Genomic DNA, 20335 nt, shown 5'->3' on the forward strand with positions numbered 1-20335 from the left:
CGTACCGCGGCGGGTTAGCCCGCCGCCCGCGTCACACCTCCCCCGCGTGCGCCCTCGCCCGGACCTCGGCGAACGACGTATCGACGAGCAGACGCCCGGTGTCGAACACCGTCTCGAGCGCCTCGTCCCACTCGCCTTCCAGCGCACGATCGTCCCATGCAACCGGCAATGTCACCGTCCGATACTCGCCGGTGCGGCGATTGCGCAGCAGCGTGAGCCGCCCCCGCTTCGAGCGCTTGCCCTGATCGGTGACCGGATCCTTGCTGACGTCGTGCCACACGCCTCCGCGCCGGATCGCCGAACACTTCATCGCAAAGCGCTGCGTATCGCGGTTCACGCGCTGCAACAACGCACCACCCATGCCGAATACGACGTTGCCGGCCGCGTAGCCCGCGTCGTCGAGTGCGGCGAGGATTGCTTCGATCGACTGCTCGTCGACGCCGTCGCCCTGGATCACGCGCACGCGGTTCAGCACGCGCCGCCCCTTGCCGTTCACGGTCGAACCGAACGACGCATCGAGCGCGCGCACGGTCTGCATCACGATCGTCACCGGGTCGCCGGAATCGGGACGCACGACGAGCGTCGCGCCCGAATCGATCACCGCCTGCCGAAGTTCGCCGCCCCACAGATCGAGCGCGGCAAACAGATCATAGGAGTCCGACACGACCGATACGATCGCACCCGGCAAACCGAAGCGGCTGATCATGTTGCGGTACGCATCGGCCTCGCCTTCACGCCCCCACGATGTGATCGTGCTGTGCTCGGCCGCCGGCACCGAGTATGCGGCCATCGGCTCGCGATAGAAGCGGTTCGCGGCCAGCACACCGAGCACCGTGTCCGAACCCATGAAGCTCACGAGGTGCGCGGCGCCGCCGATCGCGGCCGATTCCGCGCTCGACACGCCGCGCGCGCCGAAGTCGTGCAGCTTGAACGACAGTTGCGCGAGATCGTCGTCGGTCTTTTCGAGGAAGCGGCGAATCGTTTGCCGCAGGTGCCAGCTGCGGGTCGCCACCGTCACCGGATACCAGATGCGCAACAGCATCGTCTCGAGATACGACGCGAGCCAGAACACCTGCGGATCGTCGCATTCGACCGTCATCAGCACGTTGTGCACCGGCACGATCGAACCTTCCGGCACCGCGCGGATCTTCACCGGCAGGTAGCCGTCGTAGTGCTCGACGATATGGCGCCATCCTGTTTCGTTGAACGGCTCGCCGTGCACGGTGAAGAAATCGCGCGCCTCGTCGATCATCGCGTGCGTGACCGGCTTGCACAGATACTCCTTCAGCAGCATCTGCAGGCCGAAGAACAGCGTGCGGTCGTAACGGCCGCCGCGCGATTCGACGTACGAGAACATCGCCGAGGCGTCCGGCGGATATTGCAGGAAATGGGAAGCCTTGTACGAATCCGTGTTGAGAATCGGATTGGCGAGAACCGCGGCAAAGCCGCCGGGATCGTTTTGCATGGCTAGAGCTCCTCTAGGCCGTTGAAGTACCGCCGCGTCTGTCGCGGCGGACCGAATGCGGGGAATCAGCGCGTCACAGCTTCCCCAGGAAGTGATACGCGATGTCGAAGTGATCCTCGAACATCACGTTGCGCATCTGCGCGAATTCGTTGAGCGGGACCCAGCGCGCCTTGTCGGCGTCGTCGCTGCCCTTCACGCGCGGCAGCTCGCCGGTCGGGAAGTTGAACAGGCACGCATGCGTGATCGTGCGGCCGCGCAGCGAACGGGTCGGGTGATCGAACACCTGGCGATCCTTGATCGAGCCGCGCAGCACGGGCTCCGGCAGCTTGAGACCGGTTTCCTCGCGCAATTCGCGGATGCAGGCCGCATCGAGCCGCTCGTCCTGGTTCACGAATCCGCCCGGCAGCGCCCACAGGCCGCGGCCCGGTTCGCTTCGGCGGCGCACGAGCAGGATATGCCCGGAGTGCACGACCACCGCGTCGACCGTCACGAACGTGACGGGATACGGCGCGGCCGCCCAGGCCTTGCGATACGCGGCGATGAATTCGGCTTCCGATTTCAATTGCGCGAATTCCGGCTGCGTGCGGAAACGCTCGAGCCAGCCGAACACGGGTTCCGGCACGGCCCACTGCACGAAGCTGTTGGTCCGTTCGGCGAAATACTGGTCGCGGATTTCGGTGGCGGAAATGTCTTCCGTCGCATCGACGTCGACGAGCTCCCATTGCGGGAACATCCGCAGGTAATACGACGTGGCGTCCTTCTCGTGGCCGATCAGCCCGACCTTGCGCTGCGCGATATCGCCGAGCATGGACGCGACGACCTCCTGCACCCAGCGCACCCAGTCGCCGTCGTTGTAGGTCGAATCCTGCAGCGGGGCGATCGTCACGCGATCGCGCTCGGACGCATCGAGCAGCGAAGCCAGCATCTGGCGGCGCTCGTCGAACGAAAACGGATCCTTGATGGTGCGGGGCTTGTCGGTCGACCCGATCAGCACGCACACGCGCTCGGCCCGGCTCAGTGCCGACTTCAGCACGTTCAGGTGACCACGATGCGGAGGCTGGAAACGACCAATGAAAACGAGCGCGTCGAAGCGCCGGTTCTGTTGCGTACTCATGAGGCTCCCTCAAGAGATTGAAACGCTTCGGGTCTTTCCCGAAGGCATGGGATCAATCGTAGGGGAAATCCCGAGGTGCGTCAATCGAGCCTATTCGAGCACGCGCTCGACTTGACGAACTCTGACAAACACGTGTTATTGGCGCGGTACACTCGATCGCATCCCAATCCGCACCCTGGCGCCCGCCCTCATGAGGATCTCAGTCAGCCGGACCGTCGGCGTCGATCGCAGGCGCCTGTTCACGTGGTCGCAGGACTACGGACGGCGGCTCGTGTGGGACAGCTTCCTCATCGATGCCTATCTGCTCGACGAAACGACCGCCGATGTCGGCGTCGACGCGTTCTGCCGCAGCCAGTCGGGCGCGACGATGGTGTCGCGCTACATCTCGTACCGTCCGCCGCAGGTCGCCGCCGTCGAAATGGTCGAAGGGCCGAAGGTGCTCGAACGCTTCAGCGGCAGCTGGAACTTCACCGAGCACACGCCCGGGTCGACCGAGGTGAAATTCACGTACCACTTCCGTGCGCAGCCGTCGTGGCTGCGCTGGCTGCTCGAACCGCTGATCGGCGCGTTCTATCTCGTGCAGACGCGCCGGCGTCTCGATTCGTTCAAGCGCTGGGCCGAAGCCGAAGCGCTGCCGCGCTGACCGGCGCGCGCCGGCGGCCGCACCATCGGATATTTGCCAGATTCGCCGAACCCGGGGAAACTACGGGCGGCCGCCATCCCGACGGCCAGGCCCTGACCGAGAGAACAGGGCTCCCTCCCTGTAACGGCATCGACACAAACAACATCCGATGAGCCTGATATCCCGATTCTTTGGCCGCAAGGAAGAGCCCGACCACCCCGTCGCACTGGTCGCCGCACCCGACGTCGAGCATCCGCTGAGCGTGGCGGTCGTCTTCGACGGTCCGCTGCAGGTCGATATCGCCGCGCTGACGGCCGCGCTGCGCGCGTATCACCCGAGCATGAAGCAGGCGCGCGTCGAAACCGAACCGACGCTGGAACAGGTATTCGGTCTCGCCGGCTGGGGCAACCACGTCGTCCGGCTGGTCGGCTTCGATTCGCCCTACCCGGCCGACGCACTGGAAGCGTGCGTCGCGCCCGCTCACTACGGGCAAGACCTGAAGCACCAGGTACGCGCGAACCGCAGCCACGTGATCCTGTACTACGCCGGGCACGAAGCGAATCCGCTCGACCAGTATGTCGCGCTGGCGGCCGTCGCCGGCGCGCTGGCCGAACAGAACGGTCTCGCGGTGCTGAACGAGCACGCGCACACGTCGCTGCCGGCCGGTGTGTTCGATGCGAAGGAACTCGGCGACGAAAGCCTCGAAGTGCTGCGGGATATCCCGCTGAACCTGTTTTTCTGCGGCTTCGTGAAATACGAAGTCGAAGGCGTCGACGGCGTATGGATGCGCACCTATGGCGCGGACGTGTTCGGCCTGCCCGATTTCGCCGCGCTCGCCGCCGGCCATCACGAAGGCGAACGCTACTCGGGCATCTTCAACAACGTGATGCATTACCTGCTGGACAGCGGCGCGCGCATGCATGCGGGCGAAACGATGCAGATCGGCGCAGAAACGTTCATGAAGCTGCGCGAACCGCTCGAGAGCGAGTACTACCTGCAAGGGCCCGCGCAAGTGCTGGTGGCTGAACTGATCTCGGCGGACGAAATCAATCGCTGACACGCAGGCCGATGCATAGCGCGCATCATCCGTTCAGTCCAATGCGCCGGGACTGCTTGCGCGGCGCGATGCCGACGGCCCGGTGGTATTCGCGCATGCCGGCCTGTCCGGGTTGTCGCCGTTCGGGAAAGCGTCGTACTGGGGGCACGCTGGCCTGACGACCGTCGTTCGTCATTGCAGCGCCACCACCAGCCGCTATAATCGCGCGACATTCCGACTGCATTGAGCAGGCCGACGGTGGCGCGCCGTTCGACGCGCCGTACGCCCTTCTCGACAACAACAATGACGAACCGAACCCTTCGACGCCTTCGCCCGGTCGTGCGCGCCGCCGCGCGCGTGCTCGCGTGCACCCCGCTGCTCGGCACACCGCTGGCGCTGCATGCGGCCGACACCACCGGCACTTCAGCTACCGAGCCCACGGCCGGGCGCTATATCGTCGTCGACACCGGCCATACACCCGCGCATCCGGGCTCCACCGGTGCGAGCGGCCGCGTCGAATACCTGTACAACCTCGACCTGTCCGGCGCGGTCGCCGACAAACTCGCCGCGCATGGCGACCGCGTGCTGCGCACGTCGGCGGACGGCCGCGAGATCGCGCTCGATCAGCGCTCGACGCAGGCGCCCGACGCGAACCTGTTCGTGTCGATCCATCACGACTCGATGCAGCAGCAGTTCATCGACGCGGGCCGGCAGCGCGAATTCCGCGGCTTCTCGGTGTTCGTGTCGGCGCGCAATCCGCATTATGCGGAAAGCCTGCGTTGCGCAAAGGCGATCGCCGAGCGGCTGGTCGCGGCCGGCGAACGGCCGTCGCTGTATCACGCGCAGCCGATTCGCGGCGAGAACCGCCCGCTGATCGATCCGCAACTCGGCATCCACCGCTTCGACGATCTCGTCGTGCTGCGCACCGCGCCGGTTCCGGCCGTGCTCGTCGAAGCCGGCGTGATCGTCAATCCGGACGAAGAAGCGCGGCTCGCGCGGCGCGAGACGATCCAGCGCCTGTCCGCCGCGATCGCGGGCGGCATCGACGCGTGTACGACGCCCGAATAAACGACGGTATCGTCCGTCGGATTCAACGGTTTTCACCCAGTCAGGAGCATCACCATGAAGAAGAAAAATCTGCTCGCATCCTGCGCCTTGCTCGCGCTTGCCGTTCCGTTCGCCGCGCATGCGGCCGGCTGCGGGAAGCCGCGCAGCGCGTTCGACCAGGTGTATTGCACGAGCACGCAGTTCTCGCAGTCCGACCGCGATCTCAACGACGAATACGGCCGGCTGCGCAAGCAACTGAGCGGCGACCAGCAGGCGACGCTGAAGGCCGGCCAGCTCGCGTGGCTGAAACAACGCGACGCGCAGTGCAGCGAAACGCGTGGCAGCAGCTACCTCGTCGATATCCAGTGCGCGAACGACATGACGCAGTCGCGGCTGTCGTTCCTGCGCGAGCGTGAGCGCGAATGCTCGAGCACCGGGTGCGTGACGTCGAAGCTCGGCGAATAAGGTCGGGCATACGGCAACCGGTCACACGGGGAACACATGGCACCGAACACGACGACGATCGACATCCGCGCGGCCACCTCCGCCGATGCACCGGCCATCGCCGACATCCACGTCGCGTCGTGGCAAGCCACCTACACGGACATCATGCCGGCCCCGTTCCTCGCCGGTCTGTCGGTCGAAAAACGCACGGCCGCCTGGCGCCAGGCACTCGACGCAGGACGGCCGCGCGTTGCCCTCGCGTTCACGAACCACGCACCGACCGGCTGGATCGCGTACGGCCCGACGCGCGATACCGACAAGGATCGTGCGTGGGGCGAAATCGAAGCGATCTATCTGCATCCGTCGCATTGCGGGCAAGGCATCGGCGCGCGGCTGGTCGACCACGCATGCCAATCGCTGCATGCCGCGGGACACGCGTGGGTATCGCTATGGGTACTGGTCAAAAACCGCCGGGCAAGGGCGTTCTACGAACGCGAAGGTTTCGTTGCCGAACGCGACATCAAGACGTTCGAGATCGACGGTACGCCGATCGAAGAAGTGCGCTACTGGCGCGCCCTACCGAAGTGATCGCGATGACGGCATCGCCGCCTCCATCGCCAGTCGTTCCTGCATCAGCTGTAGCAACTCGCGAATCTTCGCGTTGACCGAATTCCGGCTCGCGTAAGCGGCATGCAGCTCCAGCGGCGCCGGCGCCCTCTCCAGCGGCACGCGCACCAGCCGCCCTTCGGCAAGCTCGAGCGCGCATGCGCGCTCGACGAGAATCGCGAAGCCGATCCCGTTCACCGCGGCCAAGCCGGCCATCTCGCCACTATTGACGCGATACCGGCTCGCCACCGGAATCTTGTGAATCCGCCCGTCGCGGTCGGCGAACTGCCACGGCTGCCCTTTCAGCGTGCTCAACGTCGTGATGCACGGCAACTGCCTGAGTTGCTCCGTCCGCGTAGGCATCCCGACCCGCTCGACGAGCGACGGCGCGGCCACGACGACGCTCGGCAAACTCACGAGCGGCCTGACGACGAACGCGCTGTCGTCCAGCTTGCCGCGATTGACGATGATCGACAGGTCGATATCGTCGCGCAACGTCGACACGCCCGCGAGGCTGGTATCGCAGTCGATCTCGACATGCGGATGGCGGCTCGCGAACTCCGCGACGATCGGCCCGAGCATGCGCGGCCCGATTTCGCCCGGTACGCAAAGCTTCAGCACGCCCCGCAATTCCGTCTGCTGCGACGTCAGTTCGCATTCGGCCTGCGTCAACGCATCGAGCATCGGCCGCGCACGTTCGTGCAGCAGCCGCCCGGCCTCGGTCATCCGCAGATGCCGCGTGCTGCGCTCGAGCAGGCGCACACCGAGCCTCGACTCCAGTTGCGCCACATGGCGGCTCACGTTGGAGCCCGGCAGCGCGAGCACGCGCGCCGCGCCGGCAAAGCTGCCTTCGTCGACGACCGACACGAATACGCGCACCGCATTCAGATCCAGCTTGCTACGCATCATTATCCCGTTTCAGGTATCAAAGCCTGTCGATTTTCACGGCTTATCCCGTCAGAGACCGTAATTTACGATGCTCATCCCGTCAATGCGACGCCGAGGCGCGAACCCGCGGCCAGGCGAGCGTTCGCACGACACTGGCAAGGAGCATCATGAACATTGCAATCCTGGGCGCCGGCGTGGCCGGCATGAGCACCGCACTCGCGCTCGCCGGACGCGGCCACGAGATCCGGCTGTACGAACGCAGGCCGTCGGAATCGACGATGGGCGCGGGCGTGGTGCTGTGGCCGAATGCCGGCTTCGTCCTCGCGCAGTTCGGCCTGCTGCCGGACATCGTCGAGGCCGGCGGCCGCCTGCAAGCGATGCGGCGCGTCGACCGGCACGGCACCCTGCTCAAGGTCACCGAGATCCGCGCGCTCGACCGCCGCATGGGCTTCCCGACGGTGTCGATCCTGCGGCGCGACCTGCAGGCCGTGCTGGCACGGCACCTCGCCGCGCGCGGCATCGATGTCCACTTCGGCCATGGCGCAACGACCATCGACGCCGGGGCGGATGGCCGCACCATCGTTCGCTTCGACAACGGCACGACGATCGCCCCCGACCTCGTGATCGGCGCGGACGGCCGCATGAACTCCGTCGCGCGACGCCATGTGGTCGGCGACGACACACCGGTCTATCAGGGCTTCGTCAACTGGATCGGCATCGCGCAAAGCGATGCGCCGCTGGTCGACGAGGTGTCGATATTCGATTACTGGGGCAGGCGCGAACGCTTCGGCATCGTCGCGCTGGACCGGCATCACCTGTACTGGGCGGCGGCATGGCCGGAAGCGAACCCGAACGATGCGGCGGAAGACGACCCGCGCGCGATGCTGGAGCGGCGCTTCGCGTCGTGGCCGGCGCCCATCGCGGACGTGATCCGTGCGACGCCAGCGGACACGATCGCGAAGATCCGCGTGCACGATCTCGATCCGGTCGACGTATGGCACCGCGGCAATGTTCTGCTGATCGGCGACGCCGCGCACGCGCCGCTCCCGACCTCCGGACAAGGCGCATGCCAGGCGCTCGAGGATGCGTGGCATCTTGCCCGGTGTCTCGACGAATACGATTCAGGCAACGGCAGCGATCTCGATGCAGCGCTCGCGTCGTTCACGCTACGGCGCAGCGGGAAAACCGCGGCGATCACCGAGCGTGCGCGTGAATTCGCGCACCTGTTATTCGGCGACGACGTGAGCGACAGTGCCCGACAACAGATCGATCCGGTCGCCGAAATCGAAGCGCTGACCAGCGCGTGGGGCGCGCACCTGCCGATGGAGCAGGCGCGCGGCCGATAAGCGGCGCGGACGGCGGCAGGCAATCACAGAAACCACCGATACTCCCGCGCGCCGATCTCGTTGCGGAAATCCAGCTCCTCCTGCCGCTTGTTCTCGCAATACACCATCACGAACTCGCTGCCGAGCCCTTCGCGCACGGCCGGATGATCCTGCATCGCGGCGACCGCCGACAGCATCTCCTTCGGGAAATCGATGCCGCTGCCGCGATCGTCGTTGAGCGGCGCGATCGGCTCGAGCCGCGCATCGAGCCCGTGCTCCATCCCGCTGAGGATCGCCGCGAGCACCAGATACGGGTTCGCATCCGCGCTCGCGAGCCGGTGCTCGATCCGCAGGTTGCGTGCATCCGACTCCGGAATCCGGATGCACGCGTCGCGATCCTCGAAGCCCCAGCTCGCGCGGCTCGCCGCGTTCACCATCGATCCGTAGCGGCGGAACGCATTGTGATTCGGCGCGAACACGGGCATGCAATGCGGCAGCAGCGCGAGGCAGCCGGCCACCGCATGCCGCAACGGCCGCTGCCCGTCCGCCGCAAGCAGGTTGCGCCCCGCCTCGTCATATAGGCTTACGTGCACGTGCATCCCGCTGCCCGGCGCATGCAGGTACGGCTTGCCCATGAAGCTCGCGCGATAGCCATGCCGCAACGCGACGCCGCGCGTGCTGCGGCAGAACAGCGCCGACCAGTCGGCTGCGCGCAGCGCGTCGTCGGTATGCCCGAAATTGATCTCGAACTGGCCGGGACCGAGCTCGGCGGTGATGACCGTCGCATCGACGCCCTGTTCGCACGCGGCGTCGACCATCTCGTGCAGCACGTCGGCGAAGCGCGACAGGCGCTCGATATGCATGTTCGGCTGATCGTCGCGGTCGTCGCTCAGGCGGTCGCGCGGATACTGCGGCATGCCTTCCGCGAGCTGCGCGGCGAACAGGTAGAACTCGAGCTCGAAGGCGACGACCGGCCGGATGCCGCGCGCCGCGAACCGCCGCAGCACGCGCGCGAGCACCTCGCGCGGCTCGAATTCGATCGGGGAATCGGTGCCGTCGGAGCTGATCAGCATCTGCGCGAGCGGCTGCCGCTCCCAGCGCACCGGCTTCAGCGTGCCGGGAATGAGGCGGCGCGGCGCATCGGGATCGCCGTCGTTGAAGCAGTAATCGCCGATCTTGTAGAGGCCGCCCTGCGTGCCGAGCAGCACGCAGTTCTGCGGCAGTTTCAGCAGCGCGCCCGACGCGACTTTTTCGAGCGCGTCGATCGGATAGCGCTTGCCGTAGAAATGCCCGGGCAGGTCGAGGCAGATCAGGTCGACATAACGGATCTCGGGGTGCGCCTGCCGGAATGCGCGAACTTCACTAACCAGCGCGGGAACGACGTCAGCCATGTCTCATCCTTTCCATGTCTTGTATGGCGGCGCCGCAACGCGGCGAACCGGATTCATGCGGCACACAGCGGAATGCACGCCGCATGTCTATCAGTACTGCAAACAGGATGCATGGTGCGGCGGCCTGCCATACCGCCCACCCTGCCTACCACTCAGGTGAACACCCAGATCACGCGCGTCGGCGCGTCGGTCAGGTTCGCGTAGCGGAAGCGCTTGTGCGCGGGAAGCTGGAACGCATCGTTCGGGCCGAGCGTGACCGGCGTGTCGTCGCCGTCGATCCAGATCGTCAGTTCTCCTTCGAGCACGAAGCCGCCCTGCTCGTCGCTGTCGTCGACCGGCCGCTCGCCGCTGCTCGCGCTCGGATCGAGATGGCTTTCGAGGATCGAGAAGCGCGAACGCATGTTCGGCGACACGAGGATGTCGGTAATGCCGGCCGCGTAATACACGGTGCGGCGTTCATCGGGCCGCGTGACCCACGGCACGCTGCGCGGCTTGCTCAGGCTGTAGAAATACGTGGTTGGCACGCCGAGCGCCTCGCCGATCGCGGTGAGATCCGCGACCGTCGGGCGCGACAGCCCGCGCTCGACCTGCGACAGAAAACCGACCGAGCGGCCGATCCGTTCGGCGAGATCGTTCAGCGTGACCTTGCGATGCTTGCGCAGGTCGCGGATCAGGATCGCCAGGCTTTCTATCTCTTCCTGTTCATTCATGATGGATTCCGAAGTGACGTCAGACGGTATCGCGCAGCCGGTACCAGGCCTTGCCGATCGCTTCGAGCGGCGCGGCCAGCCGGTCGCCGCCGGGAAAGCGCGGGTTGCGGATGCGCTGGTACTGCGCGAGCAGGTGTGCGTCGCCGAGCACCGCGTCGGCCACCGCGCGCGCGCCGGCGAGCGTCGGCAGCACGCCATGCCCCGAAAAGCCCTGCAGCCAGAAGCGCTGCCCGTGGCGGCCGATGTCCGGCGTGCGGCGCATGCTGATGTCGATGTGACCGCCCCACGCGTAGTCGAGCGGCACGCCGGCCAGTTGCGGAAACACGCGTTCGAGGTGCGGGCGCGTCGCCGCCGCGATATCGGCCGGGATGCCGCCGAGATAGGTGCAGCCGCCGCCGAACAGCAGCCGGTTGTCGGGGCTCAGGCGGAAATAGTCGGGCACGAACTGGTTGTCGATCACGCAGCTGTTGCGCGGCAGCAGCGCACGCGCGACGTCGGGCGCGAGCGGCGCGGTTGCGACCTGGTACGTGCCGACCGGCAGCAGCCGGCGCGCAAGGTCGCGATCGAGCCGGTCGACGTATGCATTGCAGGCCAGCACCAGCACGTCCGCCCGCACTTCGCCGCGCGCCGTGCGGGCGACGTGGCCGCCCGCCGTCTCGCGGCAGTCGAGCACGCGGCTCTGTTCGAAGATGCGGCCGCCCGCGCGCTCGATCGTCTGCGCGAGGCCGAGCGCGAGCTTCAGCGGGTTCAGGTGGCCGGCCTCCGGATCGTGGAGCGCGGCGAGATAGCGCGTGCCGCCGATCCATTCGGGCATCTCGTCGCGGCCGATCACGCGCAGCCGGTCGTAGCCCCACCGCTCGGCCGCCTCGTCGCGCGCCTGCGTCAGCATCGCGACGCGCCGCGGCCGCACCGCGGCCCACAGGCTGCCGGGCCGGTAGTCGATGTCGAAACCGTGCCGCGCCGGCAGTTCGCGCACCTCGGCCGCCGCCCAGCGCATGCTGTCCCACAGCAGGCGCGCGCCGTCGCGGCCGAGCGCATCCTCGAGCGGCTGCATGTCGCACGACCAGCCGAGCAGCGCCTGTCCGCCGTTGCGGCCCGACGCGGCCCACGCGACGCGGCTCGCTTCGAGCATGACGACGCGCTTGCCGGCGAGCGCCAGGCGCAACGCCGTATGCAGCCCGCTGAAGCCCGCGCCGACGACCAGCACGTCGGCGTCGACGCGTTCGTCCAGCGCCGGCCGATGCGGGATCGGCGCCGGGTAGGTGCCGGCGTAGTAGCTTGCGACGTGACGGTCGGACTGCACGAACATGCGGACTCCCGTGAAAATTTCCAAGAGAAATTTCATGAAAAACTAGCATGACAATTTCACGGGAGCAAGGCCGGGCATGATTTCGCCGATCCTCGGCGCGACGGGATCGGGCCTTCCGAATCGTCTGACGATTTATTTGTCGCACGCTCCACCGACGCGCGCCCCACGCCCGGCAGGTGTGACGGCAACGAAACGAGCATCGGGAATTCGACGCGAGCGCATCGCACGTCATCCGAATGATATGCACTACGAAATCAATCGAATCGACCTGAGCGACGAAGCGTCGGCAATCCGACATCGTGTCGCCCCCACGATCGGCGCGCGGCAGATCTTTCGCCGACCGGCGCGCAATCGTCTCCCGTCATCGAAGTGCCGCGACGCCGCCGACGACGGCGCGGCGTGACCGCCATCGTTCGGCTGTCGTCCGGCAGCAATCGCTCGCGCCGAGCTGCGCGACGGGCGTCACGATCACGTTCGGCAATCGCGCTCTGCCGCCCATCGTATCGCCGATTACGCTCGATTCATTCGCCGCTGCACGCCGCCTCGAAGTGCAATAACTGACAGTTTCTCGTCCGGGGGCTTTTCATTAGATTGGCGACACGATCCATGCAAAGCCCCGCGCCCCGACATGACTCTCACTGCCAGCGAAGCACAGCACACGACGACCGCCGCGTACCGGGACATCGCCGAACGCCATGCGCGGTCCGCCCCTTGCGGCGCCTTCCATCGCGATGCATGGGATGCATTATCCGACGCGGGACTGTGGCGCCTGCCGGTACCGCGTGAACTCGGCGGCGCGGGCGGCACGTGGCACGACTTCGTCGATGCCTTCGAAGCGGTCGCCGCGACGCTGCGCTCCGTCGGCTTCGCGATGGCGCTCGCCAATCAGGCGACGCTGATTCGCGCGGTCGTCGCATACGGTTCCGACGCGCAGCGCACACGGCATCTGCCATCGCTGCTGTCCGGCGCCATCGGCGCCACGGCGATCTCGGAGAAAGGTACCGGCACCGAAGTGCGTGCGCTCGAAACATGCCTCGTTCGCGACGGCGACCACTACCGGCTCGACGGCCACAAGTACAACATCAGCCACGCGCCCGAAGCGCGCCTGATGATGATCGTCGCGACCCTGACCGGCGACGGCAAGCCGGCCACCGCCCTGGTGCTGATCGATCCGGAACGCGCGGGCGTGCAGCGCAGCGCCCCGCAGGCGACGCTCGGCGTCGCGGATCTTCCGATCGGCGATCTCGCGCTGTCCGGCGTGCGCATCGACGCCGACGAATTGCTCGGCACGCCCGGCGACGGGCTGCGCCTGCTGATGGACATCGCGTCGATGAATCGCGCGCTGTTCGGCCTGCTGTGCGCGAACGTCACCCAGCCGTTTCTCGCCGACGCGCTCGCGCACGCCGGCGCCCGCAAGACGCTCGGCGTCGCGCTGGACGCCCATCAGCACGTGCAGCGCCGGCTGGTCGATGTTCAGGTCGGCATCGAGCGCACTCGCTCGACGGCGCGCGCTGCGCTCGACCTGCTCGTCGCGCAGCGTCCCGAGGCGCTCGCGAACTGCTCGATCGCGAAGCTCGGGGGCGCGCGCGATCTCGCGCAGGCCGCGCTGCACCTGCTCGCGATTCACGGCAGCGACGGCTACCGGCGCGGCCCGCTCGCCACCTTCGTCGCCGACGCGCTCGCGATGGGCTCGGCCGGCGGCACCGAGGAAATGCATTACCGGAACATCTTCAGCCAGATGCAACGACGCGCGGCCGCCGCGGCGCGCGCGGCGTGACCGCTCACCCTCAATCACCCCTTCAGGAGCTGCCCTTGACTATCCAGACTGGCCTGCGTGCCCGCGCCACCCACCGCGTCGACACGATTTCGCTCGCCGATCAATGGGGAGGCGAAGCGCACGCGCTCGCGAGCCCGATCATGATCATCTTCATCGAACAGACCTGCATGCAGGCGACCGACCATCTGCTGCCGGCCGGGCAGATGACGGTCGGCTACAACTTCGAGATCAAGCATCTCGCACCGACGCCGCCCGAATGGGAGGTGACGGTCGACGCCGAACTGATCGAGGTCGACGGCCGCATGATGACGTACCGGGTCGAGGTGCGCGACGCGGTGGGCGTCGTCGGCGAAGGCGTGCATACGCGCTGCGCCGTCAGCCGCGACGGCTTCCACCGCCGCCTGGACGAGCGGCGCGACAGCGCGGCACTCGCACGCTAACGAGCCGGAGCCCGACCATGATTCCGCTTCCGCTGCAGGGTCTCCGACTGCCGGTGATTGCGTCTCCGATGCTGATCGCGAGCTATCCCGAGATGGTGCTCGCCCAGTGCAGGAGCGGGATCGTCGGCGCATTTCCGGCGCTCAACGCGCGGCTCAGCGCGCAGCTCGGCGACTGGATCGACACGATCGACGACACGCTGCGCGCGTACCGGGATGCCCATCCCGATGCGCCGGTCGGCCCATACGCGGTCAACCATATCTGCCATCCGTCGAATCCGCGCGTCGAACAGGACCTGCGCATCTGCATCGACCGGCGCGTGCCGCTGATGATCACGAGCCTGCGCGCACCGTCGCGCGATGTCGTCGACGCGATCCACGCGTACGGCGGGATCGTGCTGCACGACGTCACGACGGTGCGACATGCGCAGAAGGCGCTGGAAGCCGGCGTCGACGGCCTCGTCCTCGTCGCGGCGGGTGCGGGCGGCCACGCCGGCACGCTGTCACCGTTTGCGCTGGTCACGGAAGTGCGACGCTTCTACGACGGCTTCATCGCGCTGTCCGGTGCGATCGCGACAGGCGACGCGATCGCCGCCGCGCGCGCGCTCGGCGCCGATTTCGCGTACATCGGGACGCGCTTCCTGGCGTCGCACGAAGCCAACGTGGTGCAGCGCTACAAGGACACGATCGTCGAAGCCAGCGCTGCCGACATCATCTACACCGACGCCTTCACCGGCGTCCACGGCAACTACCTGCGCCAGAGCATCGAGGCGGCCGGGCTCGACGCGCACCGGCTCGCACGGGTCGACGGCGCCCAGCTCGATTTCTCGCCGGACGGCGGCGCGAAGCAGTGGCGCGACATCTGGGGGGCCGGCCAGGGCGTCGGCGCGATGGACGCGGTACTCAGCGTCGCCGAAATCGTCGAACGGCTCGCGGTCGAATACGAGCGCGCCGTCGCACGCATGCAGCCGGGCGCGGCGACGCACCTCGCCACGCACCGGCCGGCCGTTTCCCCCACTTCACGGATCGACACGCCATGACGCCGACCGAACTTGCCGCCCCGTCGTCCGTCGACGATGCGATCGCGCGACGCCGCGCGCAGATCGACGTGATCGACGACCAGCTTCTCGATCTGATCGGCCAGCGCATCGTTCACGCAACCGAGATCGGTCATCTCAAGCGGCATGCGGGGCTCGCGGTGCGACAGCCTGCCCGCGAAGCGTCGATCGTGGCCGAGCTGTGCACGCGCGCGCCGTGGGGGCTGCGCGACCGTGACCTGCGCGCCATCTGGCGGACGCTGTTCAGCGCGAGCCGTGACGCGCAATCGCTGCCGTCCGTCGCGTTCCTCGGCCCGTCGGGCACCTACACCGAAACCGCGATGCTGCGTCACTTCGGCGAGTTCGCCCGCGGGCAGGCGCACGAGACGATCGACGCCGTATTCGAAGCGCTCGCGCGCGGCGACGCGGAATGCGCGGTCGTGCCGGTCGAGAATTCGTCCGAAGGCAGCGTGACCCGCACGCTCGACCTGCTGATCGCGCAAGCGGCGCCCGTCACGGGCGAGATCGAACTGCCGGTCGCGCACTGCCTGCTGAGCGCCAGCGGATCACTCGCCGGCGTCGACAGCGTGGTCGGCCATCCGCAGGCGCTCGCGCAATGCCGCGCGTGGCTCGACGCGCACGCGCCCGACCTGCGCCGCATCCCGGTATCCAGCAACGCGGTGGCCGCACGCGAGGCCGCGCACCTGTATGACTGCGCGGCGATCGCCGGTGAGCCCGCGGCTGCACTTTACGGACTGCGAATCGTTGCCAGCGCGATCCAGGATCATCCGGACAACCGCACGCGCTTCGTGATCGTCGGCGGCCAGGCGCCCGCCCCGACCGGCCATGACCGCACGAGCATCGTGCTGCGGCCGACCGATGCGCCCGACGCGCTCGCGCGCGTGTTCGACGCGCTCGCCCACCACCGCGCACCGCTGCTGTGGGTCGACGTGCGCCCGGCACGGGGCGCCGGCCATGCGTATCGGTACTGCATCGATTTCGGCGGGCACCCGCTCGATCCGAACGTGCACGCGGCACTCGACGAGATTGCGCTCGCCGCTTCCGAGCTGCGCGTCCTCGGCGCCTATCCGCGTGCCTCGGGCGGTACCGACCGGCATGCCGACGGCCCGGTCGCATCATGACGGCGGCGCCCGCTTCGTCCCGCGTCGCCTCCCGGCTGCTCGCGATTCGCGACGGTCGCGACGATCGCCTGCTCGTGCTGTGCGGCATCGCCGCGGCGGACGGCCTGCCGCTCGCCGCCGGGCGATGGCTGCGCGCGCTGCGCGCCGAATACGACGACGAACTGGAGCTGCTGCCGTTCGTGCGCAGCACGCCCGACGCCGCCGGCACCGCGTGCCTGCTGCGGCGCTGCGAGCGTCTCCGCCTTCCGGCGGTGGCGATCGGCGACACCTCGGCGACCGCCTATGGCCGCTGGCGCGCCTGCCTGCCCGCGGCGCCGCTGACCTGGCAGGTGCTCGAAACGTCCGCTGCACGGGCCGCGACGCCGCTGCCCGGCGGCCTGCTGGCGCGCTGGCCGGTACGCCCGGCCGAGCCGGTCGACTGGCCGCGCTCGCGCCGCGTCGTCGCAGATCTCGGCGTTGCGTCACCGGCACTTGGCGCGCGCATCGGCGCGCTCGCCGACGCACTGTGCGACGGCACGCTCGTGGTCGCCGGCATTGCGTTGGACACGGCCGCCGGCGCGCCGCACACCTTCATCACCGATGCGCTCGACCCGCTCGCCAACTACGTCCGGATGCAGCGCATCGCCGCCGTGACACGCCGCGCGCCGTCGCTGCGGAGCCGCCTGTGAGCCGGCGCCCGCATGCCGGCTCGACGCGCATCGCGCTCGTCGGCATGCCCGGCGCCGGCAAGACGACCGTCGGCAGCGCATTGGCCCGCGCGCTCGCGTTGCCGTTCGTCGACGCCGACCGCGAACTCGAACGCCGCTTCGGCGCGCCCGTCGCCGCGCAATTCCATGCGGGCGACTTCCGCGCACGCGAAGCCGGCGTCATCGACGCGCTGACGCGTGGGCCGGCGCTCGTGCTCGCGACCGGCGGCGGCGCCGTGCTGCGCGACGACACGCGCGCCCGGCTCGGCCAGCGCTGCTTCGTGATCCATCTCGCGAGCGATCTCGACACCCTGTGGCACCGCACGCGCGGCGACGCGTCCCGCCCGCTGCTGAACGTCGCCGACCCGCGCGCGGCGCTCGCCGCGCTGCACGACGCGCGCGAATCGCTGTACCGCGCCTGCGCGCACTGCCGCATCGATACCTCGGGCCAGTCCGTCGCACAAACGCTCGCGGCAGCGCTCGACGCACTTGCCATCGCGTAACCCGCGCACCTCTGTCTGCCCCCTTCCGCTGTTTCAACGATGCCGGCCCGGTGCGGCCGACTGCCATTTCTACCAGTTGCCGATCGCCAAATAATATCTAAAGATATATTTTTAGATACAGATCGTTCGCCTTTACGCGACAGGAAACCGACCATGCCTCTACTCATCGACCGAGCGTGCGGCGCCCGCCGCCTGGTTCCCGCGCTCGCCGCGCTCGCGATCGCCGGCTGCGCCCCGTTCGGCCCGCAACGCCCGGCGGCCCGGATCACGCCCGTCGAGCAGCTCGATGCGGGCACCGCGATCGGCGCGGCCGGCGCCGGCTCGCCGACGGTCGCCGAACGCTGGTGGACTGCGTTCGGCGATGCGCAGCTGGATCGCCTCGTCGACGATGCGCTGACCGGCGCACCGACGCTGCAGGCGCAGCGCGAACGTGTCGCGCAGGCGCTAGCCGACGCCGACGTCGAAAACGCCGCGCTGCTGCCGCAGCTCGGGGCGACGGCGAGCGCGGTGCCGACGCGCCTGCCGGGCAGCTACCGGACCCCGCCGCCCGCGGCCGGGCACTGGCAGGTCGACGCGCAGGCGCTGCTCGGTGCATCGTGGGATCTCGACATCGCCGGCCGGCAACGCGCGCTGGCGCGCGCCGCCGCGCTGCGTGCGGACCAGCAGCGCGCGCTCGAGCGCGCAGCTGCCGTGTCGCTGCAGGCGGCGATCGTCGAAACGTACCTGCAGCTTGCACTCGAACAGCGACTGCTCGCGATCGCGCGCGATACGCTGCAGCAACACAGCTATCTGCTCCGCCTCACGTCGCAACGCGCCGACGCCGGCCTCGACATGCAGGTTGCCGTGCTCAGGGCGAGCGAACCCATTCCGCACGCGCAGGCCGACATCGACACGCATGCCGCCGCATCGGCCCGGCTGCGCCACCGGCTCGCCGCGCTCGTCGGCCGGGGGCCCGGCTACGCCGATGCGCTGACGCCCGCCGCGCCGCCGGCAGCGGAGCTGCCGATGCCGGCCGTCCTGCCCGCGGCGCTGATCGGCCGCCGGCCGGACGTCCTGGCCGCGCGCTACCGGGTCGAAGCCGAAGCGGCGAACATCGACGCGGCGCGCGCCGCGTTCTATCCGGATGTCAACCTGCTGGCCTTCGCCGGCGTGCAGAGCTTCGGCTTCCGCGCGCTGTTCCACGGCAACAGCGGCACGTTCGGCGCGGGCCCCGCGATCACGCTGCCGATTTTCGAGGGCGGGCGCCTGCGTGCCGGCCTGCGTGCGCAAACCGCCGCCTACAACGCCGCCGTCGCGGTGTACGACGACACGGTCGTCAACGCGCTCGCGCAGGTCAGCGACACCCTCGTCCAGATCGACACGCTCGGCCGGCAGCGCGCGCTTCAGCGCGAGGCGCTGTCGCGCGCGCAACAGACCTACACCCTCGAAACGCAGCGCTACCGGAAAGGCATTTCCGGCTACCTCGACGTCCTGCTCGCCGAAGGCCGGCTGCTCGAGGATCGCGCATCGGTCGCCCGTGCGGACGCGTCGTTCGCGATCGAGCATGCCCGCCTGATCGCCGCGCTCGGCGGCGCCACTTCCACTGGAGTCACGCAATGAACCGTCCCGAATCCCCCGCCGCCGAGCCCTCGCTGCAACGCGCGCGTCGGCGCTACTTCCGCTGGTTCTTCATCGCGCTCGCCGGCGCGGCCGGCCTTGCCGCCGCCGCGTGGGCCACCACACGCGGCACCGAGACGACCGACGATGCGTACGTCTCCGGCGACGTCGTGCAGATCTCGCCGCAGATCGGCGGCACCGTCGACGCCGTGCGCGTGCAGAACGCCGACTGGGTCCGTCCCGGCGACCTGCTCTTCAGCGTCGACAAGACCGACGCCCGGCTCGCGCTGGACGAAGCGGTCGCGCAACTCGCGCACGCGGTACGCCAATACCGCACCGCGCATGCGGATGCGGTGCGCGATGAAGCGCAGATCCGGGTGCGGCGCACCGAATGGTCCAAGGCGAACGACGACCTGCAGCGCCGGCTGAGCCTCGCGCAAGACGGCGGCGTGTCGCGCGAGGATCTTCGCCATGCGCGGGATGCGATGGACGGCGCGGCAGCCGCGCTGAACGCGCAGCAGGCCGCCTACGACGCGACGCTCGCGCGCACCGACGGCACGTCGATCGACACCAATCCGCTCGTGCGCGCGGCGGCATCCCGGGTCCGCAGCGCGGCGCTCGCGCTGCGCCGCACCGAAATCCACGCGCCGCTCGGCGGGCTCGTCACGCGCCGGGTCGTGCAGGTCGGCCAGCACGTGTCGCCCGGCACGCCGTCGCTGGCGCTCGTGCCGCTCGATCACGTGTGGGTCGAGGCCAACTTCAAGGAATCGCAACTGCGCGGCATGCGCGCCGGGCAGCCGGTCGAGCTGTTCTCGGACCTGTACGGCAGCGACGTGGTGTTCCACGGGCGCGTCGTCGGGCTCGAGGCCGGCACCGGCGCCGCGTTCGCGGCCGTGCCCGCGCAGAACGCGACCGGCAACTGGATCAAGGTCGTCCAGCGCGTGCCGGTCCGGATCGCGCTCGATCCCGCCGAGCTGCGCGCGCACCCGCTGCGTATCGGCCTGTCGATGACGGCCTCGGTGCCGGTCGATCACGGCCCCGGCACCGCATCGGCGTCGCCGCCCGCCCGTCCGCCCGAAGCGCGCCGGTCGATCGACGCCACGTCGATCTATCGTGACGACGACGAAGCGGGCGACGCGCTCGTCATCGAGACGATTCGCGCGAACAGCGGCACACGCCCGCTCGCACCGGGAGCCTGAC

The 20335-nt window shown here is 68.6% G+C and carries 21 protein-coding genes and 1 pseudogene; 16 read left to right on the top strand and 6 right to left on the bottom strand.

Going from position 1 to position 20335, the window contains the following annotated elements; translation table 11 throughout:
• Positions 1-31: 31 nt before the first annotated feature.
• Together HWW87_RS20535 and HWW87_RS20540 are read right to left on the bottom strand one after the other, a co-directional pair.
• Positions 32-1465, bottom strand: coding sequence for a nicotinate phosphoribosyltransferase (locus tag HWW87_RS20535; protein ID WP_175821882.1), 1434 nt, complete (start codon positions 1463-1465; stop codon positions 32-34).
• 73 nt (positions 1466-1538) lie between these two features.
• Positions 1539-2579, bottom strand: coding sequence for a bifunctional nicotinamide-nucleotide adenylyltransferase/Nudix hydroxylase (locus tag HWW87_RS20540; protein WP_174432321.1), 1041 nt, complete (start codon positions 2577-2579; stop codon positions 1539-1541).
• 190 nt (positions 2580-2769) lie between these two features.
• On the opposite strand from HWW87_RS20540, the gene HWW87_RS20545 reads away from it, so the two are divergent.
• The 6 genes and pseudogenes from HWW87_RS20545 (at position 2770) to HWW87_RS20565 (ending at position 6316) form a co-directional block, all read left to right on the top strand.
• Positions 2770-3222 (top strand): SRPBCC family protein, encoded by a 453-nt coding sequence (locus HWW87_RS20545; RefSeq protein ID WP_174432322.1) that lies wholly within the window; start codon positions 2770-2772, stop codon positions 3220-3222.
• Between the two features lie 148 nt (positions 3223-3370).
• Positions 3371-4258 (top strand): DUF4261 domain-containing protein, encoded by an 888-nt coding sequence (locus tag HWW87_RS20550; RefSeq protein ID WP_175821883.1) that lies wholly within the window; start codon positions 3371-3373, stop codon positions 4256-4258.
• A gap of 40 nt (positions 4259-4298) precedes the next feature.
• A pseudogene (locus tag HWW87_RS37570) lies at positions 4299-4484 on the top strand (hypothetical protein); the annotation flags it as partial.
• Positions 4485-4540: 56 nt separating this feature from the next.
• Complete coding sequence (locus tag HWW87_RS20555; protein WP_175821884.1) at positions 4541-5305, top strand: N-acetylmuramoyl-L-alanine amidase; 765 nt, start codon at positions 4541-4543, stop codon at positions 5303-5305.
• Between the two features lie 54 nt (positions 5306-5359).
• Positions 5360-5749, top strand: a complete 390-nt coding sequence (locus tag HWW87_RS20560) for a lysozyme inhibitor LprI family protein (RefSeq protein ID WP_006480817.1) — start codon at positions 5360-5362, stop codon at positions 5747-5749.
• Positions 5750-5785: 36 nt separating this feature from the next.
• Complete coding sequence (locus HWW87_RS20565; RefSeq protein ID WP_175821885.1) at positions 5786-6316, top strand: GNAT family N-acetyltransferase; 531 nt, start codon at positions 5786-5788, stop codon at positions 6314-6316.
• On the opposite strand, the gene HWW87_RS20570 is transcribed toward HWW87_RS20565, so the two are convergent.
• Positions 6305-7240 carry a LysR family transcriptional regulator gene (locus tag HWW87_RS20570; RefSeq protein ID WP_175821886.1) on the bottom strand — a complete coding sequence of 312 codons (936 nt, stop codon included), beginning with the start codon at positions 7238-7240 and terminating at the stop codon, positions 6305-6307. The two genes, HWW87_RS20565 and HWW87_RS20570, sit on opposite strands and share 12 nt — an antisense overlap.
• A 149-nt stretch (positions 7241-7389) precedes the next feature.
• On the opposite strand from HWW87_RS20570, the gene HWW87_RS20575 reads away from it, so the two are divergent.
• Positions 7390-8568, top strand: coding sequence for an FAD-dependent oxidoreductase (locus HWW87_RS20575; RefSeq protein ID WP_175821887.1), 1179 nt, complete (start codon positions 7390-7392; stop codon positions 8566-8568).
• Between the two features lie 23 nt (positions 8569-8591).
• Here HWW87_RS20575 and HWW87_RS20580 read toward each other — a convergent pair whose 3' ends face one another.
• The 3 genes from HWW87_RS20580 to HWW87_RS20590 form a co-directional block, all read right to left on the bottom strand.
• Entirely contained in the window at positions 8592-9938 is a 1347-nt protein-coding gene (locus tag HWW87_RS20580) for a glutamine synthetase family protein (RefSeq protein ID WP_175821888.1), read from the bottom strand.
• 152 nt (positions 9939-10090) lie between these two features.
• Complete coding sequence (locus HWW87_RS20585) at positions 10091-10648, bottom strand: XRE family transcriptional regulator (protein ID WP_175821889.1); 558 nt, start codon at positions 10646-10648, stop codon at positions 10091-10093.
• 19 nt (positions 10649-10667) lie between these two features.
• The gene (locus HWW87_RS20590) at positions 10668-11957 is read right to left on the bottom strand and encodes an FAD-binding oxidoreductase (protein WP_175821890.1); all 1290 of its coding nucleotides are present in this window, start codon (positions 11955-11957) and stop codon (positions 10668-10670) included.
• A 76-nt stretch (positions 11958-12033) separates the two neighbouring features.
• On the opposite strand from HWW87_RS20590, the gene HWW87_RS20595 reads away from it, so the two are divergent.
• From HWW87_RS20595 to HWW87_RS20635, 9 genes are all read left to right on the top strand, one after another.
• The gene (locus HWW87_RS20595) at positions 12034-12360 is read left to right on the top strand and encodes a hypothetical protein (RefSeq protein WP_175821891.1); all 327 of its coding nucleotides are present in this window, start codon (positions 12034-12036) and stop codon (positions 12358-12360) included.
• A 225-nt stretch (positions 12361-12585) separates the two neighbouring features.
• Positions 12586-13734, top strand: coding sequence for an acyl-CoA dehydrogenase family protein (locus HWW87_RS20600; RefSeq protein WP_175821892.1), 1149 nt, complete (start codon positions 12586-12588; stop codon positions 13732-13734).
• A 35-nt stretch (positions 13735-13769) separates the two neighbouring features.
• The gene (locus HWW87_RS20605) at positions 13770-14174 is read left to right on the top strand and encodes a hotdog domain-containing protein (protein WP_174432333.1); all 405 of its coding nucleotides are present in this window, start codon (positions 13770-13772) and stop codon (positions 14172-14174) included.
• 17 nt (positions 14175-14191) lie between these two features.
• Complete coding sequence (locus HWW87_RS20610) at positions 14192-15211, top strand: nitronate monooxygenase family protein (protein WP_175821893.1); 1020 nt, start codon at positions 14192-14194, stop codon at positions 15209-15211.
• Positions 15208-16350: a prephenate dehydratase gene (pheA, locus tag HWW87_RS20615; RefSeq protein ID WP_175821894.1), complete on the top strand. Its 1143-nt coding sequence runs from the start codon at positions 15208-15210 to the stop codon at positions 16348-16350. Before HWW87_RS20610 ends, pheA begins: the two co-directional genes overlap by 4 nt.
• Before the next feature lie 74 nt (positions 16351-16424).
• Entirely contained in the window at positions 16425-17018 is a 594-nt protein-coding gene (locus HWW87_RS20620; protein ID WP_175821895.1) for a hypothetical protein, read from the top strand.
• On the top strand, positions 17015-17539 hold the full coding sequence (locus tag HWW87_RS20625) for a shikimate kinase (protein WP_244107313.1): 525 nt from the start codon (positions 17015-17017) through the stop codon (positions 17537-17539). Before HWW87_RS20620 ends, HWW87_RS20625 begins: the two co-directional genes overlap by 4 nt.
• Positions 17540-17692: 153 nt before the next feature.
• On the top strand, positions 17693-19138 hold the full coding sequence (locus HWW87_RS20630; protein ID WP_175821896.1) for an efflux transporter outer membrane subunit: 1446 nt from the start codon (positions 17693-17695) through the stop codon (positions 19136-19138).
• The gene (locus HWW87_RS20635; RefSeq protein WP_175821897.1) at positions 19135-20334 is read left to right on the top strand and encodes an efflux RND transporter periplasmic adaptor subunit; all 1200 of its coding nucleotides are present in this window, start codon (positions 19135-19137) and stop codon (positions 20332-20334) included. Before HWW87_RS20630 ends, HWW87_RS20635 begins: the two co-directional genes overlap by 4 nt.
• The last annotated feature ends 1 nt before the right edge of the window (position 20335 follow it).

It is taken from the genome of Burkholderia sp. BCC0419, assembly GCF_902830285.1.
In the GTDB taxonomy this organism is placed as follows: Bacteria; Pseudomonadota; Gammaproteobacteria; order Burkholderiales; family Burkholderiaceae; genus Burkholderia.